This is a genomic window from Tistrella sp. (assembly GCF_002684955.1).
In the GTDB taxonomy this organism is placed as follows: Bacteria; Pseudomonadota; Alphaproteobacteria; order Tistrellales; family Tistrellaceae; genus Tistrella; species Tistrella mobilis.
Genome location: NZ_NYWI01000013.1, coordinates 53,645 through 72,787, shown reverse-complemented (window position 1 = coordinate 72,787; position 19,143 = coordinate 53,645). Strand labels below are relative to the sequence as shown.

Sequence of the window (19,143 nt, the reverse complement as noted above, 5' to 3'; positions counted from 1 at the left end):
TCGATACATCCGGGTAGGATGCGGGGAATCCGGCCCCCTTTGGTGGGGATGGTCCTGCATAGCGGAAAATCACTTTCCATGAGCCTCGCCACCCGGGCCCGCGGGCCGATCTTCCGTCTCACCCTTGCCCTGGCGCTGCTGCTGCCGGTGTGCATGGGCATTGCCGGCTTCCTGAACCTCACCGCGCTGAAGCGTGTCGATGCCGAGGCGACCGTCAGCGAGGTGACCGCGATCGGCGGCAAATGGGCCGACCGGTTGCAGGTCGCCGTGCGCTACGGCAAGCCGATCGAGAAATTCTCGGGCCTCGACGACCTGCTCGACGATGTCCGCCAGGACATTCCGCTGGCCGGTCAGGCGGCGGTGGTCGATGTGAAGGGCCATGTGCTGGGCAGCCGCGGCGAAGAGGCGGCGGTGCCGGTGGTCGGCGCGGATCAGGGCGGCCAGGTGGTGGAACGCGTCAATGCCGGCCGCCGCTGGGTGCTGTTCCCGATCCGCGATGCCGGCGGCGCGGTGGTCGCGCATCTGGGTGTGGCGCTGCCCGAAGAGGCCCATACCGCCGAAATCGGCCGCACCGTTCAGGCGATGGTGGCCGCGGCGGCCGCCGCCACCATTCTGGGCGTTCTGGTCACGCTGGGGCTGGGCGTCGTCTCGGCCCGCGGCCGGGCGGCAGATGCGGTGCGGCTGAAGCGGATGCGGGTGGCCGGTATTGCGGTGGTGGTTCTGGCCCAGGCGGGGTTTGCCGCCTATGCGATCGGCGAGTTTCGCAGCGCCGTCGAAACGGCGGCCGCGCGCCAGGGCGAACGCCTGGCCGCCTCGGTCGCCAATGATCTCGACCAGCTGATCAACAAGGGCATCGCGCTCCGCTTCATGGGCCGGATCGAGGACAATTTCGCCCGGTTGATCGATCAGGTGCCGCTGATCGGCGGTGCCGCCCTGGTCGGCCCCGACGGCACGCGCATCGCCGCCGCCGGCGTGACCGGCCCGGATGCCGGGCCGGTGGTGATCCGGGATCTGACCACGGTCGCCGGCAGCGGCGGCCGCCCCGCCGGGCGGATCGAGATCACCCTGTCGGGGGCCGCCATCGCCGACAGCGTCCAGTCCCGCGTGCTCGACGCCGTCACCCTGGCGCTGGTTTCGGCCATGATCGTGGGCGAGGGGCTGATCTTCGTCTTTGCCGCGGTTCGCGGCCGCGCGGGGGCGGGCGGCATTGCCGATTCGCGCTTTGCCCGGCCGATGGCCTTCCTGTTCCTGCTCGCCTGGTCGCTGCCGCTGTCTTTCGTGCCACTGGCCATGCGCCTGCTGGCCGCGGGCGATGGCGCTGCAACCAGCGACATCATGATGGCCGCCCCCGTATCGGCCGAGATGATGTGTGCCCTGGTCACCGCGCTCATCGCGGGGCCGATGGCCGATCGCCGCGGCTGGCAGGTGCCGGTGCTGACCGGCTTCGGCCTTTGCGTGCTGGCCAACATGGTCTCGCTGGTGGTGATGGCGACCCAGACCCACCCCGCGGCCTTCATCGCCGCGCGCGCCCTGGGCGGGCTCGGCTATGGCTTCGCCTGGATGGGCATCCAGAGCCATCTCTACGCCACCACGCTGCCCGAGCGCCGGGCCAGTGCCACGGCCGGGCTGATCGCCGGCATCTTCGTGGGCCAGATGTGCGGCACCGCCATCGGGGCGATGCTGGCCGAGCAGCTGGGCTATGCCAATGTCTTCCTGGTCGCGGCCCTGTTCATGGTCATGCCGCTGGTGGTGGCGCTGGTCGCCGTCAGCGCCGGCCGCGAGCTTGCGGTCGAAACCGACGACAAGCCTGCCGCAGCCGCCCCCGCGCCCGCACCGGCAGAGGCCGGCGGCGGCTGGCGCGGCCTGCTCACCGATCGCACCTTCATGCTGGTGCTGGTCTGCAGCGTGATCCCGTTCTCGATCGCCCAGGTCGGCCTGCTCAACTTCGCGGTGCCGGTCTATCTGGCAGAACAGGGCATCAACCAGTCCGATATCGGCCGCGTGCTGATGGTCAACGGTCTGGCGGTCATCCTGCTCGGCCCGCTTTTCGGCCGGTTGACCGACAAGGTGACCGACAAGCGGCCCTTCATCGTGGCCGGCTCGCTGGCGGCCGCCGCCGCCCTGGTCGTCGCCAGCATCGGCGGCAATCTGATGGCGCTGGTCGCCGCCGTGTTCCTGATCGGCGTCTCGGGCAGCATCGCCGGTGGCGCGCAGAGCGCCCATGGCCTGCAGGGGGCCGGTGTCGCGCGCGCCGGCATCGGCCGGGCGGTCAGCATGAAGCGCTCGGCCGACAAGTTCGGGCAGATGCTGGGGCCGCTGATCGTGGGTGGCCTGTTCGCGGTGGTCGGCACCACGGCGGGGCTGGCGGCCACGGCCGGGCTGATGCTGGCGGCCGGCCTGCTCTTCCTGCTGCTCGACCGTCGCCCCGCCCCGCCTGCGGCGGGGGAGGCGGAGGCCAGCTCATGACCGTCGAGCGCCTGCAGGTGCCGCGCCCGGTCAAGGTCGGGGTGGAGATCGAACTGCCGATCGCCTCGGCCGCGGACGCCACCAGCCTGGCGGTCCCCGACGTGTTCGACCGCCTGGTCGCCGATGGCGAGGCCGAAGGCCGGGCGCCGCAGCCGCTCTGCCTCGGCGGCCGGGTGGTCGGCCTGCGCGATGCCGCGGGCATGATTTCGGTCGACAACGGGTTCAACAATCTCGAAGCCTCGCTCGGGCCGGTCACCGGTCTGGAGCAGCTCGACGACGAGGCGCGCGAGGCGCTGGACCGGGTGGGGGCCGCCGTGGCGGCCTCGGGCGGCATGCTGGTCAATCTGGCCGAGCATCCCTTCCAGCCGGTGTCACAGGCCTTCTATCACGCGACCCGGGCGCCCAAGCCGGTCTATGACTACTGGAACGAGGTGCGGGGCTGGGATCATTCGGCCGGCATCGATGCCAAGGCCCATAACAGCCCCTCGACCGATGTGCCCGTGGATCGCGGCGCCGATGCGGTCAATCTGGTGCTGGGCTTCTCGGCGGCCTTCATCGCCCTCTTTGCCAACAGCCCCTACGAGAACGGCCGCGCGACCGGCTTTAAGGAAAACCGGCTGACTCTCTGGTCGCGGATGTGCGGCGGGGCCCATGCCGCCCGCGATCGCAGCTGTTTCGTGCCGCCGGCCGAGCCCTTTGCCGGGCTTGCCGCCTATATGCGCTGGGCACTGGGGGTGGATGCGCCACTGCCGGCCCTGCCGCACGGGCCTGCGGACCTGGCCCCCACCTCGAAGATCGGCGGCCTGGTAGAGGTCGAGGGCCAGCCGACCCTGCGGGAATTCCTCGGCCACGGCCGCAGCTGGAGCGGCCGGCTGCGCGGCGACGACATGGTGGTGCAGATCCGCCCCTCGGCCACCCATTTCGCGGCGCTGCAATCGTCGAACTTCCTGGATGCCCGGCTGCGCTTCGCCTTTGCCCCCGGCCGCATGCCCGAGCCGGCGACGCTGGCCGCGGTGGTCGACAGCGATGCGGCCCTGGCCCGGCTGATGGCCGAGACCACCTCGGCGGTCTATCTGGAAGGTCGCGCCCCCGGCGCCAATCTGCCCGATCAGGAGCTGATCGATCTGGGCGGCGATGCCGTGGCGGCCAGTGTGGTGAGTGCGGCCGGCGCCCTGCAGAAGGGGCTGCTGGCGGTGATGGACCGGGGCCTGGCCGTCATTGCCCGCCATGGCTGGGCGCGGCTGATGCTGCTGCGCGAACGCGCGATGCGCGACGGGCTGGCGGCCGAGGTCGACGGGTTGACCGCGGCCCGTCTGGCTGCGGAGCTGGTCGATCTGGCTGGGGCCGGGCTCGATGCGCGCGAGGCGCGCTTCCTTGCCTATCCGGCCTTCGTACTCAAGACGGGGCAGAGCGGCGCCGATCGTGCGATCGCGATGGTCGAAGCCGGTAATGGCGACATGGCCGCACGGCTGGCGCGGCTGGTCTTCGCCCGGCGGCATGTCGCGCTCGGCGGGGCGGCGCCCAAGGCGTCCGCCGCCGCCGGGCTCGGTCAGCGGTCGATCTTGCGGTAGATCTCGTCGGCGGCCAGCAGGATGTCGACCGGCGGGTTGAAGCCGATGATCTCCATGGTCTCCAGATTGAGCGCGATCTTGGCCGGCGCCACCCAGCGCTGATCCAGCGCCCAGGGCTCGGCACCGTTGAAGATCCGGCCGATCACCTCGGCATGGAACAGCCCGACATACGAGAAATCGCCCTGGGCGATGCTCATCAGCACGCCCCGGCGCACGTCGCCCGATCCGGCCATCGAAAAGGTCGGCACGCCGGCATCCAGCGCCGCATCGACGATGGCGGCAAGGCTGCTGCTGGTCACGCCGCGATGGACGGTGATGTAAAGCGCGTCGACCTTGGGCGCCAGTTCCTTGTAGCAGCGCACCGCCTCGGCCTTCGCGACCTCTTCCGGCACGCCGTTGAAGGGCGCGAAACAGGTGACGAGGTCGAAGCCGCGGGCGGCCGAGACCGCCTCGACTTCCTCGATCGCGGCGAAGGTGCGGCCTTCCAGCGTGTTCTCGTAGACCACGCCCAGGCGTTTCGCCCGGACGATGTCGTCGAACAGCTCCACCTGGCGGCCATAGCGGCCGGGTTCGACCTTGGCATGCAGGTTGGGGCGGCCGGAATCATCCGGCGACGGAATGATCTTCGAGGCGACGGGGTCCGAGGTGGAGGCGACGACGATCGGCGTGGTGACGGCGTCATTGGCCAGATCCTGGCCCGCCCAGGTGCCCATGGCGATCATCAGGTCGATATCCTGCCGGCCGGTCAGCCGTTCGATGATCTCGGGCCGGACCTGCTTGCGGCGCTCGGGGTCGAAATCGCCGGCGGTGTAATGGGCGTCGCCGACGAATTCGACATGGCCGCCATTGGCATTGGCGACCAGGAACCGCCAGAGGGTGGCGGAATCCGGCACCTGATCCATCGGCGGCAGATCGATCTGCGGCACCCAGCCCAGCTGCATCAGCCCGCGGACGATGGCGGCCAGGATGATCTTGTAGTCGCCGTACTGGCCGCCTTCGTAATAGCCGATGCGGAAGCGCTTTTCGGGGGTTTCGGGCCCCGGCACCGCCGGGATCGCCTCTGCCGCGGCGCGGACCTCGGGCGAGGGCGGGGCGGCATGGGCCGAGGCGGGCACCAGGCCGATCAGCAGTCCGGCCAGCGCCAGGCCGATCAGCAGCGACAGCAGGACACGTCCGAACAGGGTCGCGGGCTTCCAGAGGGTCATCCGATGCTCCGTAGTGCCTCGGGGGCTGCGGTGGTGGCGTCGGCCCCGGGGCCGGCGTAGTGCAGGGCGAAGACGGTGATATCGTCCGACTGGTCGGCACCGGCAACGAAATCGTCGATGTCGTCGAACAGCCGGTCGACGAAGCGCTTCGGATCGGCCGCCATGCCGCCGGCCGACACCCGGAGCAGCCGGTCGTCGCCGTAGAGCGCCTTGTCGGGGTTGTGGGCCTCGGTCACACCGTCGGTATAGACCAGCAGCTCGTCGCCGGCGCAGAGGTCCAGCGACATCGCCCGGTAGGGCATGTCTTCCATCACGCCCAGCGCCGGGCCGCAGACCGTGCTCAGGGCTTCGGGCGCCGTGGCGCCGCGGCGCAGCAGCAGCGGCGGGTTGTGGCCGGCATTGCAGTATTCCAGCTGGCCGGCCGCCAGATCGATCCGGCCGCAGAACAGGGTGACGAACATGGTGTTCGGGTTGTCGCGCGCCAGCATGTCGTTCACCTCGGCCAGCATCTCGGCCGGGGTCAGGCCCTTTTCGGCCGAGGTCTTGAGCAGGGTGCGGGTGATCGCCATGAACAGCGCCGCCGGCACGCCCTTGCCCGAGACGTCGCCGACCACGAAGTAGAAATGGCGGCCTTCGGCGAAATAGAAGTCGAACAGGTCGCCGCCGACCTCCTTCGCCGGCACCAGGCGGGCATGGAGGTTGATTTCGGGCCGGTCGGGGAAGGGCGGGAAGGTCTTGGGCAGCAGGCCTTCCTGAATGTCGCGGGCGGCGGCGAGTTCGCCTTCGATCCTCATGCGCTCTTCCGTCACCCGGATCAGCTCGCGGATCTTGGCGCGGAGCGTTTCGTCCATGAAGGCGAAGGCAGAGGCCAGCCGGCCGATCTCGTCGGCGCGATCGTCGATCATCCGCCGGAGCCCCGGATCGGGCGGCGCATCCTGGGTGAAATCCTGCGAGGCGAGGGCGCGGACCCGCACCTCCAGCCGGCGCAGCGGCCGCACCAGCCAGCCCGACAGCGGATAGGCCGCCAGGAACGACAGCACCAGCACGGAACCCAGCAGCAGCGCCTGATTGCGGGTGACCTCGTGCGCCGGGCCCAGAATGTCGTCGCGCGACAGCAGCATCGTCACCCGCCAGTCCAGCGGCTTGAACAGATGGGCGTAGAGCACGACGTCGTCGGCCCCGGCCGGCGGCGGCACCGCAATCGTGTCCTGGCGGGGCAGGTCCTGCGGCAGCATGGCGAAGGCGCCGGCGCAGCTGTCGACCGCGGTGCTGATCGCCGCACAGGCGGCATCGCCGCCCTGGGGCGGGATCACCAGCCGGCCCTGGCCGTCGAAGATCATCGCCCGGCCGCGATCCCCCAGGCGGAGGGCATGGACGCTGTTGGTCAGGTCCCGGATCATCTGCGCCATCTGGGCATCGGCCGCGCGCTGCACGTCCTCGGCGTCGGCGATCACCGCCACCGTCCAGCCCCAGGGCTCGAAATTGCGGAAATAGCCGAATTTCAGCCGGGTCTCGGTGGCGTCCAGGCTCTGCCAGGGGAAGGTGGAGAAGGTGTCGCCATATTGAAGGACATCCTCCTGCGCGGCCTTGAAGGCCGGGCGGCCCTTCATGTCGCGGCCGTCGATCAGCGTCTGGCCCAGCAGCGAGGCATCCGGGTGGATCAGCACCCGCATCTCGCCGTCATAGACGATGACATAGCGGGCCTCGCTGCGCGGCTGGTCCGACAGCCATTGCAGGGCGGTGTTGCGGGCGGCGGTCTCGCTCATCCCGCCATTGGCGGCCAGGCGGCGAAGGGCCGAGAGCACCGAGACCACCTGGTCGCCCTGGTCGCGCAGCGCCGTCTTGCGCTGTTCGACGGCATCGACCTTCTGGCGGATCAGCGACTGGAAACGCTCGCGCAGGCTGGTGGCGAAAAGATCGATGGGGTTGGTCGCCTCGCGCTCGCGTTCCGAGACGAAGCTCCGCTCCAGCAGGGCGGTGGTCGATGGCAGGATCACGGCGGCGGTGACGCCCAGGATGGCGGCCACGCCCAGAAACACCGCCACTCTCAGTGATCGAAACTGCCGCACGCCCTGTCCCCGTCGCCACATGCCCCGGCCGTCCGGCAGGTCTTCGCCCGGCCGGCCGTCATTTCTCCCGCCGGTGCATCCTGCCTGATCACCGGCCACATGGCGAGCCTCCAGACGCACCGGGTCAACGGTGGGCCACATCGGTGACGAAACATTACATCGACGCCGGACGATCAGTCCGGTGACATGACATTACATCGGCGTCGATATATCAGGCCAGTGACGCGACATTATATTGACGTCGGAGCACCTGCGAGGGCCGGTCCCGAAACGCGAAACGCCCCGCCGGCAAAACCGGCGGGGCGTTTCGGAACTGCCCGGATCGCGGGAGACGCGGATCAGTGCAGGGTCTTGAGGCCGGCGATGGTGTCGTCCACCAGCCTGGCCTGACGGTCGGCCGAGAGCTGGGTGCGCAGCACCTGCTCGGTCGCCGCCATCGCCACATCGACCGCGGTCGCACGGACCTCGGCGATCGCATCGGCTTCCGCCTGGGCGATCTTGGTGGCGGCCATGCGCTCGCGACGCTCGATCGACTGGGCCAGCTGGGTCTGGCCCATTTCGACGATGCGCTTCGCTTCGGTGCGCGCATGGGCGACCATCTGCTCGGCTTCCTGCATCGCCTCGCGCTGCTTGCGCTGATACTGGGCGAGGAGCGCCTGGGCGTCCTCACGCAGCTTCTGCGCGGCATCGAGTTCGGCGCGGATCGCGGCTGCACGGGCGTCGAGCATGCCCCCGATGGCCTTGTGGACCTTCAGGAAGCCAAGCCCGGCGATGCAGAGGACGAAGGCGACGGCGACCCAGAAAGTGGGATCGGAGAACATCGGCCTCACTCCTTCCGCGACGAGGTGGCGGCCAGGGCGGCATCGACGGCGCTGCGGACCGCAGCACCATCGACCGGCGCACCGGCCAGCTTCGCGGTGGCCGCCTCGGCGGTCTCGGTCGCGAGCGACGCGAGATCGGCCATGGCGTCCGCCTTGGCGGCGGCAACGGCGGCTTCGGCCTCGCGGACCTTGGCGGCCAGACGCTCGTCGAGCGCGTCGAGCTGCCGCTGGGCCTCGGCCTGGGCCTGCTCGCCGGCCTGCTCCAGAAGCTTCTGGGCTTCGGCGCGGGCGTTGGCGAGCGCCGCTTCATAGGCCGCACGCGCCTCTTCGGCCTCGCGCTTCAGCGCTTCGGCACGATCGAGATCGGCGGCGATACGGTCCTGGCGCACCTCGAGGATATCGGCGATGCGCGGGAGCGCGATCTTCGACATCAGCAGATAGAGCAGGCCGAAGGACACCACCAGCCAGAAGATCTGCGACGCGAATGTGCTCGGTTCGAACTGAGGCATGGGTCTCCCGGGGCATTTCGTGGACGGGGCCCGGATATGGGCCGTCCGTCATGGCGAAAGTCTGGCGTGGACGGAGGATCGTGCCGTTGCCCGAAGCGGTGCCCCTGGAAGGGTCTCGCCCGGCGGCCGTCTGCCGTCCCCGCCCTCACGAACGCGCCCGAGGCGGTGTTTTCACACCCCTCGGGCCCGCTCGGTACCGGTTCCCGGCCGTCGTGCTGATCAGAACACGAAGAGGATGATCAGCGCGATCAGCAGGGCGAAGAGGCCGACCGCCTCGACCAGCGCGAAGCCGAGCATCGCGAGGGGGAACACGGTGGTGCGGACCGAGGGGTTCCGCGCCAGCGAGCTGACCAGCGAGGAGAAGATGTTGCCGATACCGATACCGACGCCGAACAGCGCAAGCACCGCGAGGCCGGCACCGATCATCTTTGCGGCTTCCAGTTCCATCGCTCAACTTCCTTATCTTGACAAAGGGACTGGTTTTCAGAGAGGCGATCGCCTGATACCTGCCCGTGACCGGGGACCGGCCGGCGACATCGCCGGTCGGTCGGATCCGGTCCCGGATCTCAGTGCAGGTGCAGCGCGTCGTTGAGGTAGATGCAGGTCAGGATCGCGAAGACATAGGCCTGCAGCGCGGCGATGAAGAGTTCGAGGGCGGTGAGGCCCACGACCACCACGAGAGGCGCAATGCCCGCGACACCGAGCGCGACGATGAAGCCGGCCAGCACCTTCAACATCGTGTGCCCGGCAACCATGTTCGCGAACAGTCGCACCGACAGGCTGATCGGACGCGACAGATAGGAGATGATCTCGATCGGCACCACCAGCGGCATCATCCACAGGGGCACGCCCTGGGGAACGAAGAAGCTGAAGAAGTGACCGCCATGCTTCACCAGACCGATCACAGTGGTCAGCAGCCAGACGAACAGCGCCATCGCAAAGGTGACGACGATGTGGCTGGTGGTGGTGAAGCTGTAGGGGAGCATGCCCGCCAGGTTGGCGAACAGGACGAACATGAACAGCGTGAAGATGAAGGGGAAGTACTTCCGGCCTTCCGACCCCACGTTGTCTCGAAGCATGTTCGCGACAAACTCGTAGGACATCTCAGCCATCGACTGTCCGCGGCCCGGAACGAGGGCGCGATTGCGCGAGCCCAGCGTCAGGAACAGCGTAACGGCCGCGATGGCGATGAACATCCACAGCGACGAGTTGGTGAAGGAGATGTCGACGCCGCCGATCTGGAGGTCGACCAGACGCTTGATGTGGAACTGCTCAAGCGGGCTATGTGCTTCCGCCACCGTGGCCCTCGCTCTTCGTTAAGAACTCAACCCTGGCCGGAGCCGTCGGCACCGGGGAGTTCCCGCATGCCGGCCACCTTCCGCACCCTTGCCCGCGGTCGACCCGCAGACCCGTCAATCTTTCCGTCCGGCATCACCGGGGCCGTCCTGCCGTCCCGACCCGTCCCCTTGCGGGGGCCCGGCCGGGCCGTTGCCCTGCGCTTCGCCTTCATCGATCTCGTTCATCGTCCGTTTGGCGAAGGCATAGGCATTGCGTATGCCGGCCGCCGCACCAAATAGAAAGAAGACGAGCATTCCGAAGGGCGCCGTGCCGAGCCAGCGGTCGATGAACCAGCCAAGCCCGAGCCCGACGACGAGAGCCGCCAGGAGGTCCGTCCCGACGCGAGCGGCGAACCCGATGCCCTTCACCGGCTCACGCGAATTCCCCGGACCGTCGCCCGTGCGGCGGCCGGTGGAGGATCGTGCCTGCTTCAGTCGGGCTTCAAGCTCTTTCAGTCCCGAGTCGTCCCGGTCATCCATGAGCGTGGGCCCGCCTTGAGCATCCGGTCGGTGGAAGGCGCCTCTGGATTTCCGGCGCCAGGCGGACCGCATTTCTGCTGCCGCACCTTGGCATCCGGCCATCCGGGCACGCCGGCCGCGCCGCAACAGCGCTGCCGAAGGCGCGTGAACCATACGGGGAAGCCCTATGCGTGTCAAGAATGAAAACCCCTTGCTTTACAAGGGATTGGCTTAGCCAACCCATTGATTTTTCAGCACTCGCCTCTTGGGCTCGTGCCCGCTCGGGCACCCTGTGCCGCGGTGTCGCAGGTGCGGGCGGTGCAACCTCAGGGTATCCGGCGCGGGCATCTGCAGCATGGTGGGGGACAGAGTTCGATGCCCCGGGATGCGTGACGGGACGAATTCTCTCCTGTTGATTGAAAATCGGCGAGGTGTTGCATCCTTCGCGCGGTTGACGCATGGTGGTTGCACAAGGCCGGCCCGATGCGGGACCGGCCACCACGCCCCGGGACGCCAGACGCGACGGGGCTTCGCGGGCGGGATGATCGCCGGCGGACGGGCGGATCCTGGATGGAAGCCCGCGTGGACGATCGCGATGGCATCGCCGCCTGCACCCTGCCGGCGGCGGCGGTTTTCTGCTGCCACGCGACGCCGACGCAGCGCACTTCCTCTCGGTATATATATGTCCCTCGTCCATCGGCCGCTTCCGCACCGACAGCAGTGTGACGGAGGGACGGAACGCGATGTTCGGGCTTGGAGCCGGTCAGGGGTTGATGATCTGCGGCCATGGCAGCCGCGATCAGGGGGCGGTCGACGAATTCGCCGAGCTGGCCATAGAGCTGCGCCGCCGCTTTGCCCCGGTGCCCGTCGAATACGGCTATCTGGAATTCGCCCGCCCGATCATCCGCGACGGCCTGGACCGGCTGCGGGCTCAGGGGGTGCGCGAGGTTCTGGCCGTGCCGGGCATGCTGTTCGCCGCCGGCCATGCCAAGAACGACATCCCCTCGGTGCTGAACACCTATCAGGAAAGCGTGCGGTCGGGCGGCGAGATGGCCGGCGGCCGGGCCGATCCCGGCTTCACCATCCGCTATGGCCGTGAACTGGGCATCGACCCGCGGATGCTGAAGGCGGCGGGAGAGCGGGTAGAGGCGGCCATCGCCCGTGCCGACGCCGCCCGCCCGGCCACCGACCCCATCCCGCGCCACGACACCCTGCTGGTGGTGGTGGGCCGCGGCGCGTCCGACCCGGATGCCAATTCCAATGTCGCCAAGGTCGGCCGCATGCTGTGGGAAGGGCTGGGCCTCGGCTGGGCCGAGACGGCCTATTCGGGCGTCACCTTCCCGCTGACCGAACCGGCACTTCGCCATGCGGTGCGGCTGGGCTTCCGGCGGGTCGTGGTGTTCCCGTATTTCCTGTTCACCGGCATTCTGGTCAACCGGATCTACGACGCCGTCGACCGGGTGGCGGCCGATTTCCCCGAGATCGAATTCGTGAAGGCCCGCTATCTGCGCGACCACCCGCAGGTGGTCGAGACCATGATCGACCGGGGGCAGGAAATCCTGCAGGGCACCGGCAACATGAACTGCCAGATGTGCAAATACCGCGTTCAGGTGCTGGGCTTCGAGGCCGAGCGCGGCCTGCCGCAGGAGAGCCACCACCATCATGTGGAGGGCATCGGCACCGGTGCCGCGGGGCATGATCACGGGCACGACCATCATCACCATGATCACGCCCATGACCACGATCACCATCATGATCATGATCATGATCATGATCATCAGCACGGGCACGAGCACGACCACGGGCACCATCACCATGGGGCCGGCCATGATCATGGCCATCACCACCACCCCTATCCTCATGCCGATCATCCGCTGGGCCCATCCAGCCTGAACAGGGAAGCGGCCAGCCTGAAGAAGGCTTCGGGCGGATGAGCACGGCCTGGCTGCGCCTGCCCGACGAGATCTACGCCCGCTCCTTCGCCATCATCCGGGCCGAGGCGGAGCTTGACCGGCTGCCGCCGGCCCTGGTGCCGCTGGCGCTTCGGGTCGTGCATGCCTGCGGCATGGTCGAAGTGGCTTCCCGGCTTGCCTGGCAGGGGGATCCGGCCGCAGCCGGGCGCACGGCGCTGGCCAGGGGCCGACCGGTGATCGCCGATTGCCGCATGGTCGCCTCGGGCATCATCCGCCGCCGGCTGCCGGCCGGCACCGACATTCTCTGCGGGCTGGACCGTGACGAGACCGCGGCGATCGCGGCGCGCGACGGCACCACCCGCTCGGCCGCGGCGCTCGACGCGCTGGGCGACCGGCTGGCCGGCGCCGTGGTCGCCATCGGCAACGCGCCCACGGCCCTGTTCCGCCTGCTGGAGATCGTCGCCGCCGGCGGGCCGCGCCCGGCGGCGATCCTGGCCTTTCCGGTCGGCTTCGTGGGGGCCGCCGAAAGCAAGCAGGCGCTGATCGAGGCCGGTTGCGGCGTGCCCTTCCTCACCCTGCCGGGGCGGATGGGCGGCAGTGCCATGGCCTCGGCCGCGGTCAACGCCCTCTGGGCCCCCAATGAGGAAGGGGCGGGATGATGGACGGCGCCACCCTGACCACCGCAACCGCCCCCTGGATCACCATCATCGGCATCGGCGAGGATGGCCTGGCCGGTCTCGGCACCGAGGCCCGGGCCGAGGTGGCCGCGGCGGAGCTGCTGATCGGCGGCGACCGCCATCTGGCGATGCTGCCGGACGACGACGCCCGCCCGCGGCTGGCCTGGCCCAGCCCGCTCAAGGATCTGCGGCCGGCGATCGAGGCCGCGCGCGGCCGCCGCCTGGTGGTGCTGGCCAGCGGCGACCCCTTCTGCTGGGGTGTGGGCACCACGCTCGCTCGCTGGTTCGGGGCCGATGCGCTCTGCGTGCACCCGGCCCCCTCGGCCGCAAGCCTGGTCTGTGCCCGGCTGGGCTGGCCGCTGCCCGAGGTGCGGATCATCACCCTGCACGGCCGGCCGCTGGCGCTGCTCGACCGCCATCTTCAGCCCGGCGCGCGTCTCGTTATATATACCGACGACGGCGCGGCCCCGGCGGCGATCGCCGCCCGTCTGGCCGAACGCGGTTTCGGGGCCAGCCCGATGGTCGTGCTCGAATGCCTGGGCGGCCCGCGCGAAGCCCTGCGCCGCGGGACGGCCGGCGATTGGGATCCGCGCCCGGCGGCCGATCTGAACACGGTCGCGGTCGAACTGGTGGCGGCACCCGCGACCGACTGGCTGCCGACCCTTGCCGGGCTCGACGATGATGCCTTCGATCATGACGGCCAGCTGACCAAGCGCGAGGTGCGGGCGATCACCCTGGCCAGGCTGATGCCGGCGCCGGGCGCGCTGCTCTGGGATCTGGGCACCGGCAATGGTTCGGTCGCAATCGAATGGCTGCGGGCCGAGCCGACCGCCCGGGCGATCGGCATCGAACAGCGGCCCGACCGGCTGGATCGGGCGCGGGCCAATGCGCTCAGGCTGGGCGTGCCGGGGCTGACGCTGATCGAGGGCCATCTGCCCGAGGCGCTGGCCGGGTTGCCGGTTCCGGATGCGATCTTCCTGGGCGGCGCCGTGGCGCAGGCGGGGCTGATCGACCATCTGGTCACTCTGCTGCCGCCGGGCGGCCGGCTGGTCGCCAATGCCGTGACCCTGTCGGGAGAGGCGGCGCTGATCGAGGTCCAGGCCCGTCATGGCGGCGATCTGACCCGCATCCAGATCGCCCGCGCCGAACCGGTCGGGCCGCATCTGGGCTGGCGGGCGGCGATGCCGGTCACCCAATGGGCCTGGCGGCGCGCATGAGCGGGGCAGGTTCGACGACCGGCCGGCTGATTGGTCTCGGCCTCGGGCCGGGCGATCCGGAGCTGATCACGCTGAAGGCCGCCCGGCTGCTCGGCAGGCTGGGGGTGATCGCCCATATCCGCGCGGCAGGTGCCGCCCGGGGGATGGCGCTCAGCATCGCGGGCGGGCTGATCGCGCCCGGGGCGGTGCTGGTCGAGATCGAGATGCCGATGCGCGACGACCGCAGCCCCGGGGCTGCCGCCTATGATGCCGGCGCCGCGGCCATCGCCGCCCATCTGGCGGAGGGCCGCGATGTCGGCCTCTTGTGCGAGGGCGACCCGCTCACCTTCGGCTCGTTCATGTATCTGGCAGCCCGCCTCCAGGGCCGCTTTCCGGTCGAGGTGGTGCCGGGCATCACCTCCATGGCCGGGGCGGCGGCGCGGATCGGCCTGCCGCTCGCCGCCCGCACCGACTGTCTGGCGATGATCCCCGCCACCCTGCCCGAGCCGGAGCTTGCGGCGCGGATCGCCGCGGCCGACGGCATGGCCTTCCTCAAGGTCGGCCGGCATCTGCCCAAGCTGCGCCGGGTGCTGGGGGAGGCCGGCCTGCTGGCCCGGGCCTGGTATGTCGAGCGCGCCACCTGGCCGGGGGAGCGCATCCTGAAGCTTGCCGACCTCCCCGACGAGGCGGCGCCCTATTTCAGCCTGATTCTGGTTCACCGGCGCGGCGAGGCGACAGCATGACCGACATCTCTTCCATCGCCGCTCCGGCCGTTCTGATCCTGGGGCCTTCGGGGCTGCCGCTGGCCCGGCGGGTTCAGGCATTGCTGCCCGGCGCCGTGATCACCGGCCCCCATGCCCGGCTTGCGGCGGATGATCGTGCCCTGGTCGTGCCGCTCGATCCCGTGGCCGAGGGGCTGCGCGACCTGTTCCTGGCCGGCCGGCCGATCCTTGGCATTGCGGCTGCCGGCGCGCTGATCCGCATGCTCGCTCCGGTCCTGGCCGACAAGACGGCCGAGCCGCCGGTGCTGGCACTCGCCGAGGACGGCAGTGCGGTCGTGCCGCTTCTGGGCGGCCATCACGGTGCTAATGATCTGGCCCGCCATCTGGCAACGGCGCTGGGGGCGGTGGCCGCTGTCACGACCGCGGGCGATCTGCGCTTCGGCGTCGCGCTCGACGACCCGCCGGCCGGCTGGCGGCTGGCGGCGGGGCTGGATCCGAAACCCGCCATGGCGGCGCTGGTCGCCGGGGCCTCGGTGCGGGGCGAGGCGGATCTTCCCGACTGGCTCGCCCCCCTGCCACAGGCAGCGGAGGGCAGCGTGCCGCTGGTGATCGATCACCGGCTTCGGCAGGTGCCGGCGGGCGGGCTGCTCTATCATCCGGCCCGCCTTGCCGTCGGCATCGGCTGCGAACGCGGTGCCGGGGCCGAGGAGATCGGCGGGCTGATCGACGAGACCCTGGCCGGTGCCGGTCTGGCGCCCGGGGCCGTGGCCCTGATCGCGACCATCGACATCAAGGCCGACGAGGCCGGGATCGCCGCCGCGGCCGCCGCGCGCGGCCTGCCGGTGCGGGTTTTCCCCGCCGCGCGGCTTGCCGAGGAAACCCCGCGGCTTGCAACGCCGTCCGATTATGTCAGGGCGACGGTGGGGGTGGCGGGCGTCGCCGAGGCGGCGGCCCTGGCGGCGGCGGGCCCCGCGGGGGAGTTGATCGTGGCCAAGCGCAAATCGCCGCGCGCGACCTGTGCGGTGGCGCTCGCCCCGGCGCCGATCATCGCGGGCGACGTCGGGCGCGCGCCGGGCATGCTCTATGTCGTCGGCATCGGCCCTGGCCGGCCCGACTGGCGCACGCCCGAGGTCGACCGCATGGTCGCAGAGGCGACCGACCTGGTCGGCTATGGCCTCTATCTGGACCTGCTGGGCCCGGCGGCGGCCGGCAAGCGTCGCCACGGCTACGAGCTGGGCGAAGAGGAACGCCGCGTCGCCGCGGCACTCGATCTGGCGGCGGAGGGGCGGAGCGTGGCTCTGGTCTGTTCGGGCGATGCCGGCATCTATGCCATGGCGGCGCTGGTCTACGAGCTGATCGAGCGCGGCGAGGATCTGGGCGAGCCTCGCCCCGGCTGGGCGCATGTGCCGGTGCAGGTCTCGCCCGGCATCTCGGCGCTCCAGGCCGCAGCGGCACGGGCGGGCGCGCCGCTCGGCCATGATTTCTGCACCATCTCGCTGTCCGATCTGATGACGCCGTTCACGGTGATCGAACGCCGGATCCGGGCCGCGGCCGCCGGTGATTTCGTGGTCGCCTTCTACAACCCGGTCTCGCGCCGCCGACGCCATCAGCTGGCCCGCGCCCGCGAGATCCTGATCGAGGCGCGCGGCGGCGCCACCCCGGTGATCCTGGCCCGCAATCTGGGCCGGCCCGACGAGACGGTGACCATCACCGATCTGGACGGGCTCGCGGTCGATGCCGTGGACATGCTGACCCTGGTGATGGTCGGCGCCCGGGGCAGCCGGCGGCTGGAACTGGGGCAGGGCAGCCGGGTCTACACCCCCCGCGGCTATGGCAGCCGCGGCGAGGACAGTTTTGCAGATGCCGGTTTCGGCCGGACCGGATCAGGGGAGGCCGTGGCGTGACGGTTCATTTCATCGGTGCCGGCCCCGGTGCGGCCGATCTGATCACCATCCGCGGCCGCGACCTGATCGCCGCCGCCCCGGTCTGCCTCTATGCCGGCTCTCTTGTGCCGGCCGAGGTGGTGGCCTGGGCACCGCAGGGCGCCCGGGTGGTCGACACTGCTCCGCTCACCCTCGACGAGATCGTGGAGGAGATGCGGGCGGCGCATGAGCGGGGCGAGGATGTCGCCCGGGTCCATTCCGGCGATCCCTCGATCTATGGGGCGACGGCCGAACAGATGCGCCGGCTGAAGGCGCTGGGCATCCCCTTCGACGTGACCCCGGGGGTGCCTGCCTTCGCCGGTGCCGCGGCGGCGCTGCAAAGCGAGCTGACCCTGCCCGGCATCTCGCAGACGGTGATCGTGACCCGCACCGGCCATGCCTCGTCGCCCATGCCCGAAGGCGAGACGCTGGAAGAGCTGGGCCGGTCGCGGGCGACGCTCGCCATCCATCTGTCGATCCGTTTCCTGCCCCAGATCCACCGGACGCTGGCCCCCTATTACGGCGACGACTGCCCGGTGGTGGTGGTCTATCGGGCGACCTGGCCCGACCAGATGATCATCCGCGGCACGCTGGCCGATATCGCCGCCCGGGTGCGCGCGGCCAAGATCACCCGCACCGCGCTGATCCTGGTCGGCCGGGTCTTCGAGCCCGGCGACTTCGCCGACAGCGCGCTTTATGATCCGGGACATGCGCATGTGCTGCGGCCGGTGCGTGCTGCCCCGAAACGTCCCCGGGGCAGCCTGCCCGACCCCGCGGCCGGCGCTGCCCCCCGCGTCGGGGACGCCGATATCCTCTCCCGCTGAGTGTCATTTCCCACCGGCTCTGGCGCCCCCTCAGACCCCTTCCCGAACCCTGTCCGCACCGGACGTCCCGACGACGGAGACACGATCCCATGTTCCGACGCAGCCTGATCCTGCCGCTGACCGCCGCTGCCGCACTGGTGGCCGGCCCCGCCTTCGCCCATACCGGCCACGAGGTGGCCGGTTTCGCCAGCGGCTTCGCCCATCCGATCGGTGGTCTCGACCATGTTCTGGCCATGCTCGCGGTCGGCTTCTGGGCCGGGCAGACCGGCGGCCGCATGATCTGGGCGGCGCCGCTCGGCTTCATGGCGCTGATGATCGCCGGCGGCGCGCTCGGCATGGCCGGGATCGGCCTGCCGGGGGTGGAACTCGGCATCGTCGCCTCGATCGTGGTCTTCGGCCTGATGATCGCCTTCGCCTTCCGCCCGAACCCGGTGGCGGCGGCCGCCATCGCCGGCGTCTTCGCCCTGTTCCACGGCCATGCCCATGGCACCGAGATGGCGGGCGACGGCTCGGCGGCGCTCTACGCTCTGGGCTTCCTGGCGGCGACCGGCCTGCTGCATCTGGCCGGCATCGGCATCGCCATGGGGCTGCAGAAGCTGCAGGTGGCCAGGGTCGAGCGTCTGATCGGCGCCGGCATCGCCGCCGCCGGTCTGGTGCTTATGGTCGGCTGACCGGGGGGAGCGCCTGGTCTTCCGCCACCGGCCGGGCCAGCCAGTCGACCACCTCGTCGACCCGGCTGGCCCAGAGGCCCGGCGGTGAGGGGGGACGGTCGATCATGAGCACGGCGATGTGGCATTCGCGCGCGACCTGGATCTTGGCCTCGGCACCGGTGCCGCCGGCATTCTTGGCGATCACCGCCGAGACCGCGTGTTCGGTGAAGAAGCCTCGTTCGGCGGCAAGGTCGAAGGGGCCGCGATCGCGGACCAGCGTGACGTCGACCCCGGGCGGCAGCACGGCCACCGGCTCGATCGTGCGGACCACGAAACTGTATTCGGCCCGCGCCGCCAGCAGGTTCAGCCCGCGCCGGCCGGTGGCGACGAAGACCCGCCCGTCCTCGGGCGCTGCCGCGCGCGGCAGGGTCTCCAGCGCCTCGGCCAGATCCGCGACACCGTACCATCGGTCGCCGATGCCGGCGGTCCAGGGCGGGCGGCGGAGCGTGATCCGGGGAACACCCGCGCGCCTTGCGGCTTCGACCGCATTGGCCGATATCGTCTCGGCAAAGGGATGGGTGGCATCGACCAGCCGGTCGAACCCCTCGTCGGCCAGCAGCCGGGTCAGTCCGTCGATACCGCCCAGAGCGCCCGAGACCAGCCGGCCGGCCGGGCGCCGCGGTGTCTGGGTGGCGCCGGCGAGCGAGGTCCAGACCTCGTGGCCGGCGGCGGTGGCGGCCTCGGCCAGGGCGGCGGCTTCGGCCGTGCCGCCGAGGATCAGAAGCTTGAGCGGCTCGACCAT

General features: G+C 70.4%; 17 protein-coding genes. 9 read left to right on the top strand and 8 right to left on the bottom strand.

Annotated elements, in window-relative coordinates:
* Positions 1 to 78 precede the first annotated feature (78 nt).
* Together CMO28_RS03055 and CMO28_RS03050 are read left to right on the top strand one after the other, a co-directional pair.
* Positions 79 to 2,466 carry an MFS transporter gene (locus tag CMO28_RS03055; RefSeq protein ID WP_296709413.1) on the top strand — a complete coding sequence of 796 codons (2,388 nt, stop codon included), beginning with the start codon at positions 79 to 81 and terminating at the stop codon, positions 2,464 to 2,466.
* A complete protein-coding gene (locus CMO28_RS03050) occupies positions 2,463 to 4,037 on the top strand; it encodes a glutamate-cysteine ligase family protein (RefSeq protein ID WP_296709411.1) in 1,575 nt (524 codons plus the stop codon). Before CMO28_RS03055 ends, CMO28_RS03050 begins: the two co-directional genes overlap by 4 nt.
* Here the strand turns inward: CMO28_RS03050 and CMO28_RS03045 are convergent.
* The 7 genes from CMO28_RS03045 to CMO28_RS03015 form a co-directional block, all read right to left on the bottom strand.
* Positions 4,016 to 5,242 carry an ABC transporter substrate-binding protein gene (locus CMO28_RS03045; protein ID WP_296709409.1) on the bottom strand — a complete coding sequence of 409 codons (1,227 nt, stop codon included), beginning with the start codon at positions 5,240 to 5,242 and terminating at the stop codon, positions 4,016 to 4,018. The two genes, CMO28_RS03050 and CMO28_RS03045, sit on opposite strands and share 22 nt — an antisense overlap.
* Complete coding sequence (locus CMO28_RS03040) at positions 5,239 to 7,332, bottom strand: SpoIIE family protein phosphatase (RefSeq protein WP_296709406.1); 2,094 nt, start codon at positions 7,330 to 7,332, stop codon at positions 5,239 to 5,241. Before CMO28_RS03040 ends, CMO28_RS03045 begins: the two co-directional genes overlap by 4 nt.
* A gap of 317 nt (positions 7,333 to 7,649) precedes the next feature.
* A complete protein-coding gene (locus CMO28_RS03035) occupies positions 7,650 to 8,132 on the bottom strand; it encodes a F0F1 ATP synthase subunit B (RefSeq protein ID WP_296709404.1) in 483 nt (160 codons plus the stop codon).
* Between the two features lie 5 nt (positions 8,133 to 8,137).
* Positions 8,138 to 8,641 (bottom strand): hypothetical protein, encoded by a 504-nt coding sequence (locus CMO28_RS03030; RefSeq protein WP_062763549.1) that lies wholly within the window; start codon positions 8,639 to 8,641, stop codon positions 8,138 to 8,140.
* Between the two features lie 219 nt (positions 8,642 to 8,860).
* Positions 8,861 to 9,088, bottom strand: a complete 228-nt coding sequence (locus tag CMO28_RS03025) for an ATP synthase subunit C family protein (RefSeq protein WP_014746295.1) — start codon at positions 9,086 to 9,088, stop codon at positions 8,861 to 8,863.
* Positions 9,089 to 9,207: 119 nt separating this feature from the next.
* Positions 9,208 to 9,939: a F0F1 ATP synthase subunit A gene (locus tag CMO28_RS03020; protein ID WP_014746294.1), complete on the bottom strand. Its 732-nt coding sequence runs from the start codon at positions 9,937 to 9,939 to the stop codon at positions 9,208 to 9,210.
* 114 nt (positions 9,940 to 10,053) lie between these two features.
* Complete coding sequence (locus CMO28_RS03015) at positions 10,054 to 10,458, bottom strand: AtpZ/AtpI family protein (RefSeq protein ID WP_296709393.1); 405 nt, start codon at positions 10,456 to 10,458, stop codon at positions 10,054 to 10,056.
* Positions 10,459 to 11,180: 722 nt separating this feature from the next.
* On the opposite strand from CMO28_RS03015, the gene CMO28_RS03010 reads away from it, so the two are divergent.
* The 7 genes from CMO28_RS03010 to CMO28_RS02980 all read left to right on the top strand — a co-directional run bounded on the left by CMO28_RS03010 (position 11,181) and on the right by CMO28_RS02980 (position 18,362).
* Complete coding sequence (locus CMO28_RS03010) at positions 11,181 to 12,371, top strand: sirohydrochlorin chelatase (RefSeq protein WP_296709390.1); 1,191 nt, start codon at positions 11,181 to 11,183, stop codon at positions 12,369 to 12,371.
* Positions 12,368 to 13,009 (top strand): precorrin-8X methylmutase, encoded by a 642-nt coding sequence (locus CMO28_RS03005; protein WP_296709388.1) that lies wholly within the window; start codon positions 12,368 to 12,370, stop codon positions 13,007 to 13,009. The genes CMO28_RS03010 and CMO28_RS03005 overlap by 4 nt, the downstream gene beginning before the upstream one ends.
* Entirely contained in the window at positions 13,006 to 14,244 is a 1,239-nt protein-coding gene (gene cbiE, locus CMO28_RS03000) for a precorrin-6y C5,15-methyltransferase (decarboxylating) subunit CbiE (protein ID WP_296709385.1), read from the top strand. The genes CMO28_RS03005 and cbiE overlap by 4 nt, the downstream gene beginning before the upstream one ends.
* Positions 14,241 to 14,966 (top strand): precorrin-2 C(20)-methyltransferase, encoded by a 726-nt coding sequence (gene cobI / locus CMO28_RS02995; RefSeq protein WP_296709383.1) that lies wholly within the window; start codon positions 14,241 to 14,243, stop codon positions 14,964 to 14,966. The genes cbiE and cobI overlap by 4 nt, the downstream gene beginning before the upstream one ends.
* Positions 14,963 to 16,849, top strand: coding sequence for a precorrin-3B C(17)-methyltransferase (gene cobJ, locus CMO28_RS02990; RefSeq protein ID WP_296709380.1), 1,887 nt, complete (start codon positions 14,963 to 14,965; stop codon positions 16,847 to 16,849). Before cobI ends, cobJ begins: the two co-directional genes overlap by 4 nt.
* Positions 16,846 to 17,691 carry a precorrin-4 C(11)-methyltransferase gene (gene cobM, locus CMO28_RS02985; RefSeq protein WP_296709377.1) on the top strand — a complete coding sequence of 282 codons (846 nt, stop codon included), beginning with the start codon at positions 16,846 to 16,848 and terminating at the stop codon, positions 17,689 to 17,691. The genes cobJ and cobM overlap by 4 nt, the downstream gene beginning before the upstream one ends.
* A gap of 89 nt (positions 17,692 to 17,780) precedes the next feature.
* Entirely contained in the window at positions 17,781 to 18,362 is a 582-nt protein-coding gene (locus tag CMO28_RS02980; RefSeq protein ID WP_014746286.1) for a HupE/UreJ family protein, read from the top strand.
* On the opposite strand, the gene CMO28_RS02975 is transcribed toward CMO28_RS02980, so the two are convergent.
* Positions 18,349 to 19,143 (bottom strand): cobalt-precorrin-6A reductase, encoded by a 795-nt coding sequence (locus CMO28_RS02975; protein WP_296709372.1) that lies wholly within the window; start codon positions 19,141 to 19,143, stop codon positions 18,349 to 18,351. The two genes, CMO28_RS02980 and CMO28_RS02975, sit on opposite strands and share 14 nt — an antisense overlap.

Bases quoted from the DNA above. Each gene is read 5' to 3' on its own strand.
- CMO28_RS03055 (WP_296709413.1), top strand. From the start codon at position 79: ATGAGCCTCGCCACCCGGGCCCGCGGGCCGATCTTCCGTCTCACCCTT.
- CMO28_RS03050 (WP_296709411.1), top strand. From the start codon at position 2,463: ATGACCGTCGAGCGCCTGCAGGTGCCGCGCCCGGTCAAGGTCGGGGTG.
- CMO28_RS03045 (WP_296709409.1), bottom strand. From the start codon at position 5,242: ATGACCCTCTGGAAGCCCGCGACCCTGTTCGGACGTGTCCTGCTGTCG.
- CMO28_RS03040 (WP_296709406.1), bottom strand. From the start codon at position 7,332: ATGTGGCGACGGGGACAGGGCGTGCGGCAGTTTCGATCACTGAGAGTG.
- CMO28_RS03035 (WP_296709404.1), bottom strand. From the start codon at position 8,132: ATGTTCTCCGATCCCACTTTCTGGGTCGCCGTCGCCTTCGTCCTCTGC.
- CMO28_RS03030 (WP_062763549.1), bottom strand. From the start codon at position 8,641: ATGCCTCAGTTCGAACCGAGCACATTCGCGTCGCAGATCTTCTGGCTG.
- CMO28_RS03025 (WP_014746295.1), bottom strand. From the start codon at position 9,088: ATGGAACTGGAAGCCGCAAAGATGATCGGTGCCGGCCTCGCGGTGCTT.
- CMO28_RS03015 (WP_296709393.1), bottom strand. From the start codon at position 10,458: ATGGATGACCGGGACGACTCGGGACTGAAAGAGCTTGAAGCCCGACTG.
- CMO28_RS03010 (WP_296709390.1), top strand. From the start codon at position 11,181: ATGTTCGGGCTTGGAGCCGGTCAGGGGTTGATGATCTGCGGCCATGGC.
- CMO28_RS03005 (WP_296709388.1), top strand. From the start codon at position 12,368: ATGAGCACGGCCTGGCTGCGCCTGCCCGACGAGATCTACGCCCGCTCC.
- cbiE (WP_296709385.1), top strand. From the start codon at position 13,006: ATGATGGACGGCGCCACCCTGACCACCGCAACCGCCCCCTGGATCACC.
- cobI (WP_296709383.1), top strand. From the start codon at position 14,241: ATGAGCGGGGCAGGTTCGACGACCGGCCGGCTGATTGGTCTCGGCCTC.
- cobJ (WP_296709380.1), top strand. From the start codon at position 14,963: ATGACCGACATCTCTTCCATCGCCGCTCCGGCCGTTCTGATCCTGGGG.
- CMO28_RS02980 (WP_014746286.1), top strand. From the start codon at position 17,781: ATGTTCCGACGCAGCCTGATCCTGCCGCTGACCGCCGCTGCCGCACTG.
- CMO28_RS02975 (WP_296709372.1), bottom strand. From the start codon at position 19,143: ATGGTCGAGCCGCTCAAGCTTCTGATCCTCGGCGGCACGGCCGAAGCC.